Origin of the sequence: Pseudoduganella sp. R-43, from assembly GCF_049913255.1 — a bacterium.
Classification (GTDB): Bacteria; Pseudomonadota; Gammaproteobacteria; order Burkholderiales; family Burkholderiaceae_D; genus Rugamonas.
On the sequence record NZ_CP183988.1, the window covers coordinates 4,895,618 to 4,910,540 of the forward strand.

Genomic DNA, 14,923 nt, shown 5'->3' on the forward strand with positions numbered 1-14,923 from the left:
GGCCATCCGGCTTGGGGCTGCCCCCTAATATCCGGGTTTTTGTTATGATTGCAGGGTTACACAACACAAAGATTGAAAGAGCATCATGCAGCCCGTAGCAGAACAACCGGTAAAAGAAGACCTGGACTACGTCACCTCGTGCGCCCTGCCGACGCCGTGGGCCCAGTTCACGCTGCATGCCTTCGTCGAACACGCGACCGGCAAGGAGCACCTGGCCATGGTGCTGGGCGATATCGGCAATGGCGAGCCTGTGCTGGCGCGCGTCCATTCCGAATGCCTGACCGGCGACGTGCTGTTCTCCCAGCGCTGCGACTGCGGCGCCCAGCTCGAAGGCGCGCTGAAACGCATCGCCGAGGAAGGCCGCGGCGTGCTGCTCTACCTGCGCCAGGAGGGCCGCGGCATTGGCCTGATCAACAAGATGCGCGCCTACCGCCTGCAAGAGCAAGGCGCCGACACCGTGCAAGCCAACGAACAACTAGGCTTCAAGCCAGACCAGCGCAACTACGCCCTGGTTGAACCGATGCTCAAGCAGTTTGGGGTGAAGAGCCTGAAGCTGATGACCAACAACCCGCGCAAGATCGCGGCCATGGGCAGCCTTGGCGTCGAAGTCGCCGAACGGGTGCCGCTGCTGGTCAACCGCAATGCCTTCAACCAGCACTACCTGAATACCAAGGCGCTCAAGCTGGGGCACATGATGACCCCAGTCACCCCGCCAGCCGCCGAAGACGGCGAACTGTAATCCCCGCCTCACTCCCAGGTCTAAGGATTAGATGAAATTCACTAAACTTGCATTACTACTGACTTTGACCTGGGGCTGCGCAGCAGCCAACGCCCAGCAGGCTCCGGCCCAAGCCCCCGATGCAGTCGCCCTGCCGACACCATCGAGCACCGCGCAAAAACTCTATTCCGCCGCCAAGGCCGACCTGCTGCAGGTACGCTCGCTGCTGAAAACCGGCCGCACCCAATCCTCGGTCGGCTCCGGCTTCCTGGTCGGCACCTCCAACCTGGTGCTGACGAACTACCACGTCGTCTCGCAGTTCGCACTTGATCCGGATACCTACACCGGCGAATGGGTCGATACCGCCGGCCAGCGCGGCAATATCGAATTGCTGGCAGTCGATGTGCTGCACGACCTGGCCGTGGTGCGCGTCAACCGCTACGGCACCGGCTACTTCAAGCTGGGCGACAAGCCGGTCACCCTGACGCAAGGCCAGTACCTGTACTCGCTGGGCAATCCGCTCGACCTGGGCTTTGCCATCTCCGAAGGTTCGTTCAACGGCGTAATCGCGCGCAGCTTCTACGAGCAGCTGATGTTCACGGGCCCGATCAACGCCGGCATGAGCGGCGGCCCGAGCGTGACCGTGGATGGCGCGGTGGCCGGCATCAACGTCTCCAAGCGCCTCGATGGCGAACTGGTGTCCTTCCTGGTCCCTGCCCGCTACGCGCAAGAGCTGCTGAAGAAAGTCGATCCGGAGGCCAAGCCGCCGAAGGACTTCACCGCCATCGTCGCGCAGCAGCTTCTGGTGCACCAGAAGGCCATGATCGACCAGTTGCTGGAAAAACCGCTGTCCGCCAAGGCCATGGGACCGTACTCTGTGCCGGTGCGCGAATCGGAACAGATGCGCTGCTGGGGGCGGTCCAACGACCGCGACTCCTTCCAGGTGGAAGTCACCAATTGCCAGATGGAGTCGTCGCTGTTCGTCTCCGGCTCGCTGCAGACCGGCCAGGTGCAGATCCAGCATCAATACATGAAGAGCACGGGACTGGATGAAGTACGCTTCGCTGTCCTGTCCAGCAACTCGTTCAAGAACGAGAGCTTCGGCAGCCACAAGGACAAGCGCCTGACCGGCCCGATGTGCACCGAACAATTCGTCAAGAACAGCAACCTGCCGATGCGCGCCGTGATGTGCGTGCGCGCCTACCGCAAGTTCGACGGCCTGTACGACTTCGCCCTGCTGACCTCCAGCACCGACGAAGGCAAGATGAACCTGCAAAGCCGCCTTGATGCGCGCGGCGTGTCCTATGAAAACGGCCTGCGTGCCTCGCGTGCCTTCCTCGAATCGCTGGCGCGCGGGGGCAGGAAATGAACGGCCCGTTCTTCATCGAGACCCTGGCGCGCAACGGCGACGTGCTGCATCGCCACCGCGTCGACAAGCTGCCGATCACCATCGGCCGCGGCTACAACAACGACTTCATCCTGGACGACGCGCATACCGCGCCTACCCACGCCGTAGTGGAGCTGGCGGAAGACGGTGCGCTCGTGATGCGCGACCTGGGCAGCCAGAACGGCATCGTGGTGCACGGCAAGCGCCAGGCTTCGGTCCCGATCAACGGCACCACCGTGGTGCGCCTCGGCCACACCCGCCTGCGCGTACGCGACGCGGCATTCCCGGTTGAAGCCGAAGTCACCGATACCACCATGCATGCCTGGGAAGGCGGCGTGCCCGCGCTGGCAGGCATGGCGCTGATTGCCCTGTTCGTCGGCGTGACCGAAGCGCTGTCCGATACGGGCGCCTTCCAGGCCATCCGTTACCTGCTGGTGATTGTCACCGGCATCGGCGCCGGCATGGTGTGGAGTGGCGTCTGGGCCCTGGCCAATCGCATTTTCGGCGGTCATGCACGCCTTGGACGCCATCTGTTCATCCTTGGCAGCGGACTGGTAGCAATCGGCGCATGGAAGGCTTTGAGCAGCGTGCTGGCGTATGCCTGGTCGGCGGAAATGTTCACGCGCTACGGCAACCATGTGGTGATGCTGATCCTGGTGGCGATGATCTACAACCACTTGCGCACCGTGAAGCCGCACAAGCCGCGCGCCTTCATCTCATCCTGCGCCGTGTTCCTCGCCCTGGGCTCTGGCCTGATCCTGATGCGGAATTACGAGGGCGCCGGACGGCTGCGCGATGAGCTCTACATGTCGGTGATCCTGCCGCCCGAAGTCCGCCAGAGCAAAGACCACAGCGTGGATGAATTCATGGGCGATGCGGCCAAGCTGAAAGCTGCCGCCGATGAAGCGCGCAAGTCCTCGAAGCTCAAGAAGGACGACGAGGACGACGACGAGTAATCAGCTCGTGTAAGGCGCACCGCGCAGTTCGACGGTGTTGCCTTCGGGGTCGTTGACATAGATCGACGGCCCTTCGCCTTCCGCACCATAGCGTGATTCGGACGGGCCATTCGCCACGTCGTGCGCGCTCAGGTGGGCGCGGATCGCCGCCTCGTCAAACGGCTCGACGCGGAAGCAGAAATGGTCGACATTGCGCCCTTCCTTGCCCGGCGCAGCACCGCCCATCCTGCCCAGCTTTTTATCAACCGGCACCAGGTCCACCAGCGAGCTGCCAGCGCGCAGCTGGATCAGGCCGATCTCGTCCTGGCGGCGCTCGATCGTACAGCCCAGCACTTCGGTATAGAAGCGGATCATGCGGTCGGCGTCGACAACGCGCAGTACGATGTGGTCAATTTCGCGAATCTTGATCATCGTTTGTCTCCTTTGATTTAAGCGTCCGGAACGGGATTGCTGCCGGAGACGGGCACATAGCGCCCGCCGCGGAATTCGAACTTCATCGCCTGGTCGACGCGCTGCGCAGGAGCATTGCCATCCTTGCCTGCCTTGCTCACCGCGCCAGTGAAACGCAGCGTCAGCGCGCTTGCACCGGCAAGCTCCCAGCGGCCTTCGATGTCATAGCATTGGCCCGGCGGCACCTTCTCGTCGGCGTAGGCTGGATCGGCAGGATGCAAGCCTTGCACGATGCCGCCCAGGCGGTCGACGCAATCGGGGCGTGAGTAGACGTTGCTGCCCTTGATCTTTTGCAGCAGGAGCGGCTGTGCTTTCACGCCGTCGGCGCCGATTGCATACAGCGCGATGACATCCACGCAATGCCCTTGCCAGCAGCTTCCCCAGGTAGCTTGCAACGCCTGCGACTTTGCGGACAATGGAGCCGTCGCCAACTGCACCCGTCCTTCAAAGCCCTGCAGGGCGAACGGCTCCTGGCGCCTGGCGATCTTCCAACCGTCCTTGCCGGGCTTGAAGGTATAGGCTGCAAGGCCGGCCGGCGTGCCGTGTGCAACTTGCGGCTCGCCGCCATCGCCTGCCGGCATCATGGTCGCCAGCAGCACGATGCGACCCGGGGCGACGCGCACCACCTGGCGCGGCAGCACGATGACGTTGCGCTTCCTGCCTTGTTTCGCATTCCAGCCGCGCGTAGCGGCGCTGGTCGGGATCGACTGCAAACGCCCGCCCTCCTCGTCGACCCATTTCGGGAATGCGATTTGCAATAGTTCGTCAGGCTGAGGGTCGGCAGCCTGCGCGATCGCCAGTGCGGGCGCCGCCAGCAACGCAGCAAAAACAAGCTTCATCAATATTCTCCTAGATCCGCAAGCGGCGGCGGTCATTGAGGAAAGTCTCGAGATGCGCAGGCGTCAGCACCTTGACCGGGTCGCCGTGGAAGACGTACAGGTAAGGCTCCCCCCCGAGACGGTCGGTCATCTTCGCCAGCACAAGGAAACAGGTACCCAGCGGATAAACGGCCGTATCGCGCAACTGCCGCGAACACTGAACCCGCATCTCCGGGCTGAACGCCTGCCCATTCACCGGCCGCAGCACCACCTGGCCGTATTCCTCGACCGATTCCACCGCCACCTCGCGGTAATCAAAAGTATCCCTAGTCATCCCGCGATCTTACCTGATCCACCTCAACACATGTGCCGTCGAAGCGCTTGAGCATCAACTTGCCGCCCCGGCTGCTTGACCTCCTTTTTCAAAGGCCTGGACTGACCATGTCAATCTTCTGAGACGAACTAAAGCGAATAATCGGATTCGTGGAAGGGCGAATTGCCAAGTTGACCTACTGCTATGAAAGCGAGACCCTCAGTGTCATTTCCTTTCGAAAAGCCACCAGGCCAGAAGCCCTTCAATATCACATCATCCTGCGTGAGCGAGACGGATTGGGACGCAATTGACGCGATGAAAGACGATGACATTGTCCCGACTGAGGAATGTTCCGAGATGCAATCGCACGATTTCGAACGAGGCAGGCTGCTTTTCAATGGACGCACGCCAACACAAGAAGAAATTGAAGAAGGACGGCGCATCATCCTTCAGTACCACAACCGCTCACAAGGTGCAAAGAGTGGCAGGTGAGCATCAGGCAAGACATGCCTGGGCCGAACCGGACAAGTCCGGTCCATGGCAGTCCAACGCCGCCTTAAGATTCGACCTTCAACTCCCTAATTGCCGCTACAGCCCTATTCCAGGCCTGGCGGACCTGAATATGTTCGTGTTGAGCGCAACGCTCCGCTAACCGCATCAAGTAAGGGGCCGGTCTCTTTTCAATTTCCCTCGCCACGGCTTCTCCGTAAAAGAAATTCGAATCAGAAGCGAGCCGGCTCAATAACCTTTCGTCTCGTAGATCCATGGAGGGAATAATCGCGAGCACAGCGGCCTCGATCTCGGGATCGCTATTGTCGAGCAGATCGGTAATCAGTTGGCTCAGAGCAACTTGATCCTCAACAATAGTGGATCTTGAGGGATGGAGATCACTGAACCATAGGCCTTCCCGTTTTGCCTTCCCGACGAAATCCATGAACTCCGCAAGCGATGCAAACACGACTCTCGAATCGCCAACATGCGACAAGAAAAGAACACTTCCCTTCAAAGCGGGATGATTCAAATAGATATGATGGTCACTCGTATTCGGATCATCCAGAACAATTCCGTTGAGTACACGGACAACTGGATGCGATGCGATGGCGCACGTGCATTTTTCAGCATGAACACGATCGAGAAGATTGATTCCAATGTCCCAACGCTCCGAGTAGTCGCCATTTAGGACAGGAAAGTATCGATCTAGCTCAGGTGGCAATTTCGTCGGCTGCGCGCCCCATTCTGGCGTGACAAGTGCCCGCAATTTTGTTCACTTTGGAAACGGCCACATACCTGTCTTTCAAGCCAAGGCAAAAGGTTTGCCGCGCGCCCAGCGGTTTGACGACAGCGAGAAAGTCAGTGCGCGCACCTGGTGGTACCAGCCGGCCGGAACGAAGAGCATATCGCCAGGCTGGACGATCACTTCGATCATCGTGGCCTGGCGCGCCAGCGGGTAGCGTTCGAAATCTGGCGCTTCGGGATCGAACGGGCTGCCGAACAAGACCGGATTGGCCTCGCGGGTGTAAAGGAACTCGTCGTGGTGCGGCGGCGCGAGGAAAATCCGCTTGCTGCCCCAGACCTGCGCGAAAATGTTGTCGTCAAAGTCGCTGTGCAGCGGCGTGACAGTTCCGGCGGGGCCGATCCAGAAGCGCGGCGGCCCCATCTTTTCGAAATACGCCGGCCAGTGGCACAGGCTATTCAACTCGCGCAGTTCGAGGTTGCCGAGGTATGGCGGCAAGCCTTCAGCCACATCGGCGAGATCGAGATACTCGCGCATGGTCATGTCCTGCATCGCGCGGTCGGGTGCGAAGGCCGTGCCGATGTAGTCGCCAACGCGTGCGCGCACGTGTACATCACCAAAGCGCTCTCGCAGCACTTCCGGACCGAGCGCGCAGACCGGCCAGCGTGCAACTGCGCCGGGAATCAGGAATGGCAGCCCTTCACGCGCCCGTGTGCGGAACGCGGTTGCGCTCATCGGGCGTACGCGCGGCACGGCATCGATGGCCGGCAACGCGCGGGCTGCCGCGCGGATGGCTTCACGCATCTCCTGCATCGAAGACACGCCTCGCACCGCTGCATCGCGGCGCTCGCGCGCTTCGGCTTTGGCGGCTTGCGCCGCCTCCCCGTCCGGTACGTTGCGCGAAGCTTCGAGCGGCGGCAGGCGCGACGCAGCAAGCGCTGCGCCGGGCGCCGGTTCGCGCTGCTGCTGGCGTGACGTCATGGATTTACGCCCCCTGGCGCAGCACCAGCAGCGCTACAGCTTCGGCATTGATGCCTTCTTCTCGGCCGAGATAGCCGAGCTTTTCGTTGGTCTTGGCCTTCACGTTCACATGGCCGTCCGGCACGCCGAGGTCAGCGGCAATATTGGCCGCCATGGTTGCAATGTGCGGCGCCATCTTCGGGCGCTGGGCGATGATGGTGCAGTCCACATTGCCGATATCGTAGCCTGTTGCGCGCACGCGCTTGGCGGCCTCGCGCAGCAGCACGCGCGAATCGGCGCCGCGGAATTCTTCGGCCGTATCCGGGAAGTGCTTGCCGATATCGCCCAGTGCCGCCGCACCGAGGATGGCGTCGGTGATCGCATGCAGCAGCGCGTCTGCGTCCGAGTGCCCAAGCAGGCCGCGTTCGTGCGGGATATCGACCCCGCCAAGAATCAGCTTGCGGCCTTCAACCAGGCGGTGCGAGTCATAGCCCTGGCCGATGCGGAATGGGAGTTGCGTCATTTTGAATCCTGTCCTAAATACATTTCTGCGATCGCGATATCGGTCGGCAGCGTGACCTTCAAATTGCGGGGATGGCCTTCCACCAGTTTCGGCGAGAAGCCTAGCATCTCGACGGCACTGGCGTCATCGGTGATGGCGTTCGGGTCCGGCGCCAGCGCCAGGGCGCGCAGCAGCAGCGCGTACGAGAACATCTGCGGCGTCTGCGCCAGCCACAGGCCGTCGCGCGGCGTGGTCTGCAAAGTGCCAGTGCGCGTGGACTTTACCGTGTCCACCACCGGCAGGGCAAGCAGCCCCCCGCCCTCGTGGTCGCCGACAGCGGCAATCAGCTTTGCGATCAGGGCCGGCGTCAGGCCGGGACGTGCAGCGTCATGCACCAGCACCATGTCGTCATCGCCCACGTTGGCGCGAATGGCGCGCAAGCCGTTCAGGATCGAATCCATGCGCGTAGCGCCGCCGCAGCGCAGGACCGTCACGCCAAGTTCGGGCGTGATGGAATCGATATAGCCGTCGCCCGCGCTCACCACCACATAGGTATGCGCAATCAGTTCGCTGCGGCGAAACGCTTCAAGCGTGTGCTGCAGCATCGGCACGCCGTTGATGGGCAAGTACTGTTTGGGGCTGGCGGCCGCTATGCGCGCGCCAACGCCGGCGGCGGGAATCAATGCGAAGTATCGCTTCATTTTCTGCTACGTGACTTCCTTAAAATGGTTTGTATCTCGCCGTTGCACGCCTTGCTCAGGCGGGCGTATTCTGCCTGCGAATCGATCAGCGCCTGCTGCACCTCCACCTTGGCCATTTCGGCCTTGATGTACGGCAGCCAGCCGCTGTCGATCTCGTGGGCCAGGGCCGAGCGCGCGGTGCCGGCCGGGGCATAGAGCGGCTTGGCCTCGAAGCGCCGCGCCAATGCGGACCGCACGATTTCCTCGACCTTGACCAGGTGGTCCATGTAGGCGTTCATGTGGCGCAGTTCGTGCGTCAGGATCTCCGCGTAACCGCAAGTCCCCGGCGGGAATTCATTGCCGACATAAATGCGCACTGGCGCGTACGTCAACTGCACCTTGATCCGCGGCGCCACGCACTCGTAGCCACTGGCCGGGTCGGTGAGCATCGGACCATCGAGGGCGATCTGCACGCGCGACTCGGTGCGGGTCAGGCCCAGCACATAGCCGGTGGCCGGCATCTTTTCGGTGCGCATGGCCGAGAGCTGCTTGTACGACAGCTGTGTGTTGACGGTGTAGCCGTTCTGGCGCGCCGACAGCACTGAGACTGTCTTGCTGATCGTATCTTCGCAGCGGATCTGGAACGGCGTGCGCTGCACCGGCGCTGCCTGCGCCTGGTTTGCCGCGAGGGCTCCAACCAGTAGCAGGCAGCGCATGCCGTTCATGGCCTCAGTCCAGCTTCCAGGCGCCGGCGCGCAGCTTGTCGAGCCAGAAGGCGCCGATCACGGTCTTGACGTCGGTGATCTTGCCGCTGCGGACCCAGTCCAGCATTTCATCCACGCTGGCGGTAATGGTTTCGATGAATTCACCGTCGTCCAGCTTGACTTCGCCAGCGGTCAGGCCGCGCGCCAGGTAGATGTCCAGGTGCTCGTCCGAGTAGGCGATGGCGTTGTGGATGGTGCTCACGAATTGCCAGTCGGCGGCGGTGTAGCCGGTTTCCTCTTCCAGCTCGCGCATGGCGCAGGCCAGAGGGTCTTCGCCAGGGTCGATCTTGCCGGCGGGGAGTTCGATGAAGACGCGGTCGTTGGGGTAGCGGTATTGGCGCTCCAGCAGGACCTTGCCGTTGTCGAGCACGGGGATGATGACTACAGCGCCGGGATGGCGGATGTATTCGCGCTTGGTGTGCTTGCCGTCGGGCAGGCTGACCGTGTCGCGGTGGACTTTGAGGAAGCCGCCGTCGTAGGCGATGCTGCCGTCTATCTTGGTTTCTTTTAGGTGTTTGTCCATGGTTTGCTTTTTAAACCGGTAAACCTGGGTCAGACCCGCAGGGTCCGACCCTCAACGGTCTCCAGACCATGGGGTTGGTTCCAGGCTTTTGACTTATTGAGAAGATCAAAGGCGCACAACCCAATCGCAAGCTTGGAGACCGTTGGGGGTCTGACGGGACGGCCATCCGGCTGCGCGTCAGACCCAGGTTTACCGGTTCTATTTAGTGGTGTTTACGCAGGTAGCGTACCACGAAGCCAGGAAAAGCAAACACCAGGAAGGCGAAAGCCGCGACCCAGTAGAACTCCCAGTTCTGCGGAAACGCGGTGCCGATGCGGGATTCGAGCGCAATGCCGATGCCGCCAACGACAACATACAGCACTGCCAGTTCCGCCAGCCGCACCAGGAATGGCTTGCGTGCGGCTTTCAGCGGAACCAGGGCAAATACCTTCTCGTTCAGGAAAGGCAGGTTGGCGGCCACCACTGCAAGCAGGATGACCAGCCAGGATGAAGCATTGACGTCCATCTATCAGGAAGCCAGGGTCTTCTGCATCGCCGCCATGCAGGCGTTCAGCAGAGGGCCTGGGATCATGCCCAGCACCACGACGGCCAGGCCGTTCAGTGCCAGCACGACACCCTTGTCGGTGGTGACGGACAGAGGAGTGGTGTCAGCCGGCTCGTCGAACCACATCACTTTCACGATGCGGATGTAGTAGAACGCGCCCACCAGCGAGAACATCACTGCAAACACGGTCAGCCACACAGCGCCTGTCGCCAGCACCGATTGCAGCACCGCAAACTTGGCGGCAAAGCCCATCATCGGCGGCACGCCGGCCAGCGAGAACATCAGCACGGACATCAGCACTGCGTAGCCCGGGCTGCGCTTGGACAGGCCTTTGAAGTCGTTGATTTCTTCGGCTTCAAAGCCCTGGCGCGCCAGCACCATGATCAGGCCAAACGAGCCGACGGTGGTCAGCACGTAGGTGATCGCGTAGTACATGGCGGACGAGTAGGCGGCGGCGCCATTGGCCGTCTCGTGGCCCACAACGCCGGCCATCAGGCCCAGCAGCACGAAGCCCATTTGCGCGATCGTGGAGTAAGCCAGCATGCGTTTCAGGTTGGTCTGTGCGATGGCGGTCAGGTTGCCGATGGCCAGCGACAGCACGGCCAGGATCATCAGCATCTGCTGCCAGTCGCCAGCCGCAGGGCGCATGCCTTCCACCAGCAGGCGCACGCAGATGGCGAAGGTCGCCAGCTTCGGAGCGCCGCCCAGCAGCAGGGTCACGCCGGTTGGAGCGCCTTGGTAGACGTCCGGTACCCACATATGGAACGGAACGGCGCCCAGTTTGAACGCCAGGCCGGCCACCACGAACACCAGGCCGAAGGTCAGGATGGTCGGGTTGACGGTACCGGAGCCGATCTTGTCAGCCACGCGGGAGATATCCAGCGAACCGGTCGCGCCATACAACATCGACATGCCATACAGCAGGAAGCCGGAAGCCAGCGCGCCCAGGATGAAGTACTTCATTGCAGCTTCGGTTGCGCGGGCGTCGTCGCGGCGCAGGGCCACCAGGGCGTACAGCGACAGGGACATCAGTTCCAGGCCCAGGTAAATGGTCAGGAAGTTGTTGGCCGAGATCATCACCATCTGGCCCAGCAGGGAGAACAGCGCCAGGACGTAGAACTCGCCGCCCAGGTTACCGCCCAACATGCCGCGGTCGGTGGAATACTGGCGTGCATACACCAGCGTCATCGCCATGGTCAGGTAGGAGAACAGTTTCAGCAGGTTGCCCATCGGGTCGCTGATGAACATGTTCGAGAACGCGTACACCGTGCTGCCGGATGTGTAGTCGGCAAAGCTGAAGAAGGCCGCGCCCACCAGGGTCGCCAGCGTCAGCATATAAGTGATCGCACGTTTGCCCTCTGCCAGGAACATGTCGATCAGCAGGATCGCCGAAGCGGCGATCAGCAGAAAGACTTCTGCGTAGAGCGGGATCAGGTTAGTGGTATTCATGAAAACTTGGTCCTATTTGCAATCAAGGGGCCACGGCTGGCAGCTTGCTTTGAGCCGCATGCGCCAGCAGGTCGGCCACGGAAACCTGCATCACGTCGGTGAATGGCGCTGGGTACAGGCCCATCACCAGCACAGCGATCGCCAGGATGCCCAGCATCAGGAACTCGCGGTTGTTAACGTCGGTCAGCTCTTCCACGTGCTTGTTGGTGATGGCGCCGAAGATCACGCGCTTGGCCATCCACAGGGAGTAAGCCGCGCCGAAGATCAGGGCGGTAGCAGCCAGGATGCCGGTCACGAAGTTGAACTGCACGGCGCCCAGGATCACCATGAACTCGCCCACGAAGCCGGAGGTGGCTGGCAGGCCGCAGTTGGCCATGGAGAACAGGATGAACAGAGCGGCGAACTTGGGCATCTTGTTCACGACGCCACCGTAGTCGGCGATCTGGCGCGAGTGCATGCGGTCATACAGCACGCCGATGCACAGGAACATCGCGCCGGAGATGAAGCCGTGCGACACCATCTGCACGATACCGCCCTGCACCGCCATCTCGTTGAACATGAAGAAGCCCAGGGTCACGAAGCCCATGTGCGCGATGGACGAATACGCCACCAGTTTCTTCATGTCCTTCTGCACCAGGGCCACCAGGCCGATGTAGATCACGGCGATCAGGGACAGCACGATCACCATCGGCGCCAGCTTGTGCGAAGCGTCAGGCACGATCGGCAGCGAGAAACGCAGGAAGCCGTAAGCACCCAGCTTCAGCATGATCGCGGCCAGCACGGCGGAACCGCCGGTCGGCGCTTCCACGTGCACGTCCGGCAGCCAGGTGTGGACCGGGAACATCGGCACCTTCACGGCGAAGGCCATGAAGAAGGCGAAGAAGATCGCAACCTGCTCGCCCATGGTCAGCGGCAGCTTGTGCCAGGCCAGGATATCGAAGCTACCGGACTTGTTGTACAGGTAGATGATGGCAACCAGCGTCAGCAGCGAACCGAAGAAGGTGTACAGGAAGAACTTGAATGCTGCGTAGATGCGGTTGGCACCACCCCACACGCCGATGATGATGTACATCGGGATCAGGGTCGCTTCGAAGAAGAAGTAGAACAGCAGGCCGTCCATGGCGGCGAACACGCCGATCATCAGGCCCGACAGGATCAGGAACGCGCCCATGTACTGCGCCACGCGTTCGGTGATCACTTCCCATGCCGAGATCACCACGATCACGGTGATGAAGGCGGTCAGCGGGATGAACCACATCGACAGGCCGTCAATGCCCAGCGAGTAGAAGATGTTGAAGCGCTCGATCCAGGCGGCCTTTTCCACGAACTGCATGCCGTGGGCCGCCTTGTCGAACTGCGTCATCAGCGGGATGGTCGGCACCAGGGATACCAGGGCGCCCACCAGCGACAGCACGCGCACCATGCCGGCCCGCGTATCGCGGCCGATGGCCAGTACGATCAGGCCGAAGACGATCGGTACCCAGATCGACAGGCTGAGGTAAGGAGGTAGAGTATTAATCGTTGACTGCATTTGTTATCTCTTTTGCGTCAGCTGTTAAGCGTGCCAAAACGGCAGGAAGTACACCAGGAAGCCCAGGATACCGATGATCATCACGAAGGCGTAGTGATAGATGTAGCCGGTCTGGAACACTTTGGTGACACTGGAGAACCAGCCCACCACTTTCGCCGAACCGTTCACCATCAGACCATCGATGATGGCGCGGTCGCCAGCAGCCCACAGGCCTTCGCCCAGCAGGCGCGCGCCGCGGGCAAAGACAGCCTCGTTGAACTTGTCCATGTAGTACTTGTTGTCCAGCAGGGTGTGCAGGAACTTGAACTTCTCATAGAACCAGGCAGGAACCTTCGGATTGACCATGTAGCAGTAGTAAGCCGAAGCCACGCCCGCAATCGCCAGCCACAGGGGCAGCGTAGTCAGGGAGTGGATTGCCATGGCAACCGGGCCATGGAATTCTTCCGCCAGTTCGTGCATCGCGTGGTGGTTTTCACCGACGAAGATCACGTCCTTGAAGAAGCTGCCAAACAGCATAGGTTCGATCGCGATCGCGCCGATGATGACCGACGGGATAGCCAGCAGGATCAGCGGCAGGGTCACTACCAGGCCCGGCGAATGCGGCTTCTCGCCCGGAGCCAGGCCGTGGTGGCCGTGGTCGTCTTCTTCGCTTTCGTCAGCGTGGTGCGAATCGTGCGCGTGGTGGTGTTCCTTGCCGAAGTTCTCAGGGCCGTGGAACACGACGAAGTACATGCGGAAGGAGTAGAACGCGGTCACGAACACGCCCGCCAGCACGGCAAAGTTGGCAAAGCCAGCGCCCGGCAGGTGGGTTGCGTGCACGGCTTCGATGATCATGTCCTTCGAGTAGAAGCCGGAGAAGAACGGGGTACCGATCAGCGCCAGGGAGCCCAGCAGCGAGGTAATCCAGATGATCTTCAGGTACTTCTTCAGGCCGCCCATATTGCGGATGTCCTGGTCGTGGTGCATCGCCATGATGACAGCGCCGGCGCCCAGGAACAGCAGCGCCTTGAAGAAGGCGTGGGTCATCAGGTGGAACACGGCCACCGAGTAAGCGGAGGCGCCCAGCGCCACGGTCATGTAGCCCAGCTGCGACAGGGTCGAGTAAGCCACCACGCGCTTGATGTCGTTCTGGATGATGCCCATGAAGCCCATGAACAGCGCGGTAATCGAACCGATCACCAGGATGAACGACAGCGCTGCGTCCGACATTTCGAACAGCGGCGACATGCGGGTCACCATGAAGATACCGGCGGTAACCATGGTTGCCGCGTGAATCAGTGCGGAGATCGGGGTCGGGCCTTCCATCGAGTCAGGCAGCCAGACGTGCAGCGGGAACTGCGCCGACTTGCCCATGGCGCCGATGAACAGGCAGATGCAGGCCACCGAGATCAGCGCCCAGCCGAAGCCCGGCAGGGTGCCGTTGACCAGCACGTCCTTCTTGGCAAACACTTCCTGGTAGTCCATGGAACCGGTGTAGGCCAGGATGATGCCGATGCCCAGGATGAAGCCGAAGTCGCCCACGCGGTTGACCAGGAAGGCCTTCATGTTGGCGAAGATGGCGGTCGGACGGGTGTACCAGAAACCGATCAGCAGGTAGGACACCAGGCCCACAGCTTCCCAGCCGAAGAACAGCTGCAGGAAGTTGTTCGACATCACCAGCATCAGCATGGAGAAGGTGAACAGCGAGATGTAGGAGAAGAAGCGGTTGTAGCCTTCGTCTTCAGCCATGTAGCCGATGGTGTAGATGTGAACCATCAGCGACACGAAGGTCACCACGTTCATCATCATCGCGGTCAGCGCGTCGATCTGGAAGCCGACGGCCAGCTTGACGCTGCCCACGGTCATCCAGCGGTACACGTCACCGTTGAAGGTGGCGCCATCCATCACCTGCAGCAGGGTCTGGAACGAGATCAGGAAAGCGATCAGCACGCCCAGGATGGTCGCGGTATGCGACACCTTGCGGCCGACGACATTGCCGAAGAACTTGGTGCCCAGCAGGCCCGCGATTGCGGAACCTGCCAGCGGCGCCAGCGGAACGGCCAGAAGGAGGGTTGGGTTAAGTTGCCCCGTCATGATTTACCTTATCTATTTTTC

At 61.3% G+C, this 14,923-nt stretch carries 16 protein-coding genes; 3 read left to right on the plus strand and 13 right to left on the minus strand.

What is annotated here, in order from left to right:
• Positions 1 to 85: 85 nt before the first annotated feature.
• Genes ribA through ACN9M3_RS22160 form a run of 3 tightly spaced genes read left to right on the plus strand, consistent with a single transcriptional unit; the run spans position 86 to position 3,061 of the window.
• On the plus strand, positions 86 to 739 hold the full coding sequence (ribA, locus tag ACN9M3_RS22150; protein ID WP_426162722.1) for a GTP cyclohydrolase II: 654 nt from the start codon (positions 86 to 88) through the stop codon (positions 737 to 739).
• A gap of 31 nt (positions 740 to 770) precedes the next feature.
• Entirely contained in the window at positions 771 to 2,087 is a 1,317-nt protein-coding gene (locus ACN9M3_RS22155) for a S1 family peptidase (RefSeq protein WP_426162725.1), read from the plus strand.
• Positions 2,084 to 3,061, plus strand: a complete 978-nt coding sequence (locus ACN9M3_RS22160) for an FHA domain-containing protein (RefSeq protein WP_426318643.1) — start codon at positions 2,084 to 2,086, stop codon at positions 3,059 to 3,061. Before ACN9M3_RS22155 ends, ACN9M3_RS22160 begins: the two co-directional genes overlap by 4 nt.
• On the opposite strand, the gene ACN9M3_RS22165 is transcribed toward ACN9M3_RS22160, so the two are convergent.
• The 13 genes from ACN9M3_RS22165 to nuoL form a co-directional block, all read right to left on the minus strand.
• Positions 3,062 to 3,472 carry a VOC family protein gene (locus ACN9M3_RS22165; RefSeq protein ID WP_426318644.1) on the minus strand — a complete coding sequence of 137 codons (411 nt, stop codon included), beginning with the start codon at positions 3,470 to 3,472 and terminating at the stop codon, positions 3,062 to 3,064.
• 17 nt (positions 3,473 to 3,489) lie between these two features.
• Complete coding sequence (locus tag ACN9M3_RS22170; protein WP_426318645.1) at positions 3,490 to 4,350, minus strand: hypothetical protein; 861 nt, start codon at positions 4,348 to 4,350, stop codon at positions 3,490 to 3,492.
• Between the two features lie 10 nt (positions 4,351 to 4,360).
• The gene (locus ACN9M3_RS22175; protein WP_426318646.1) at positions 4,361 to 4,663 is read right to left on the minus strand and encodes a hypothetical protein; all 303 of its coding nucleotides are present in this window, start codon (positions 4,661 to 4,663) and stop codon (positions 4,361 to 4,363) included.
• 535 nt (positions 4,664 to 5,198) lie between these two features.
• Entirely contained in the window at positions 5,199 to 5,900 is a 702-nt protein-coding gene (locus ACN9M3_RS22180; RefSeq protein ID WP_426318647.1) for a hypothetical protein, read from the minus strand.
• Positions 5,901 to 5,936: 36 nt separating this feature from the next.
• The gene (locus tag ACN9M3_RS22185; RefSeq protein WP_426318648.1) at positions 5,937 to 6,857 is read right to left on the minus strand and encodes a cupin-like domain-containing protein; all 921 of its coding nucleotides are present in this window, start codon (positions 6,855 to 6,857) and stop codon (positions 5,937 to 5,939) included.
• Positions 6,858 to 6,861: 4 nt separating this feature from the next.
• The gene (gene ispF / locus ACN9M3_RS22190) at positions 6,862 to 7,359 is read right to left on the minus strand and encodes a 2-C-methyl-D-erythritol 2,4-cyclodiphosphate synthase (RefSeq protein WP_426162740.1); all 498 of its coding nucleotides are present in this window, start codon (positions 7,357 to 7,359) and stop codon (positions 6,862 to 6,864) included.
• Positions 7,356 to 8,039: a 2-C-methyl-D-erythritol 4-phosphate cytidylyltransferase gene (gene ispD / locus ACN9M3_RS22195; protein ID WP_426318649.1), complete on the minus strand. Its 684-nt coding sequence runs from the start codon at positions 8,037 to 8,039 to the stop codon at positions 7,356 to 7,358. Before ispD ends, ispF begins: the two co-directional genes overlap by 4 nt.
• Positions 8,036 to 8,743 (minus strand): hypothetical protein, encoded by a 708-nt coding sequence (locus ACN9M3_RS22200; RefSeq protein ID WP_426318650.1) that lies wholly within the window; start codon positions 8,741 to 8,743, stop codon positions 8,036 to 8,038. Before ACN9M3_RS22200 ends, ispD begins: the two co-directional genes overlap by 4 nt.
• 4 nt (positions 8,744 to 8,747) lie before the next feature.
• On the minus strand, positions 8,748 to 9,305 hold the full coding sequence (locus ACN9M3_RS22205; protein WP_426162746.1) for an NUDIX domain-containing protein: 558 nt from the start codon (positions 9,303 to 9,305) through the stop codon (positions 8,748 to 8,750).
• A gap of 202 nt (positions 9,306 to 9,507) precedes the next feature.
• Positions 9,508 to 9,810: a DUF2818 family protein gene (locus ACN9M3_RS22210; protein ID WP_426162748.1), complete on the minus strand. Its 303-nt coding sequence runs from the start codon at positions 9,808 to 9,810 to the stop codon at positions 9,508 to 9,510.
• Between the two features lie 3 nt (positions 9,811 to 9,813).
• A complete protein-coding gene (gene nuoN, locus ACN9M3_RS22215; protein ID WP_426318651.1) occupies positions 9,814 to 11,298 on the minus strand; it encodes an NADH-quinone oxidoreductase subunit NuoN in 1,485 nt (494 codons plus the stop codon).
• A gap of 22 nt (positions 11,299 to 11,320) precedes the next feature.
• Positions 11,321 to 12,829 carry an NADH-quinone oxidoreductase subunit M gene (locus tag ACN9M3_RS22220; RefSeq protein WP_426162754.1) on the minus strand — a complete coding sequence of 503 codons (1,509 nt, stop codon included), beginning with the start codon at positions 12,827 to 12,829 and terminating at the stop codon, positions 11,321 to 11,323.
• A 24-nt stretch (positions 12,830 to 12,853) separates the two neighbouring features.
• The gene (nuoL, locus tag ACN9M3_RS22225) at positions 12,854 to 14,902 is read right to left on the minus strand and encodes an NADH-quinone oxidoreductase subunit L (protein WP_426162756.1); all 2,049 of its coding nucleotides are present in this window, start codon (positions 14,900 to 14,902) and stop codon (positions 12,854 to 12,856) included.
• Positions 14,903 to 14,923 lie beyond the last annotated feature (21 nt).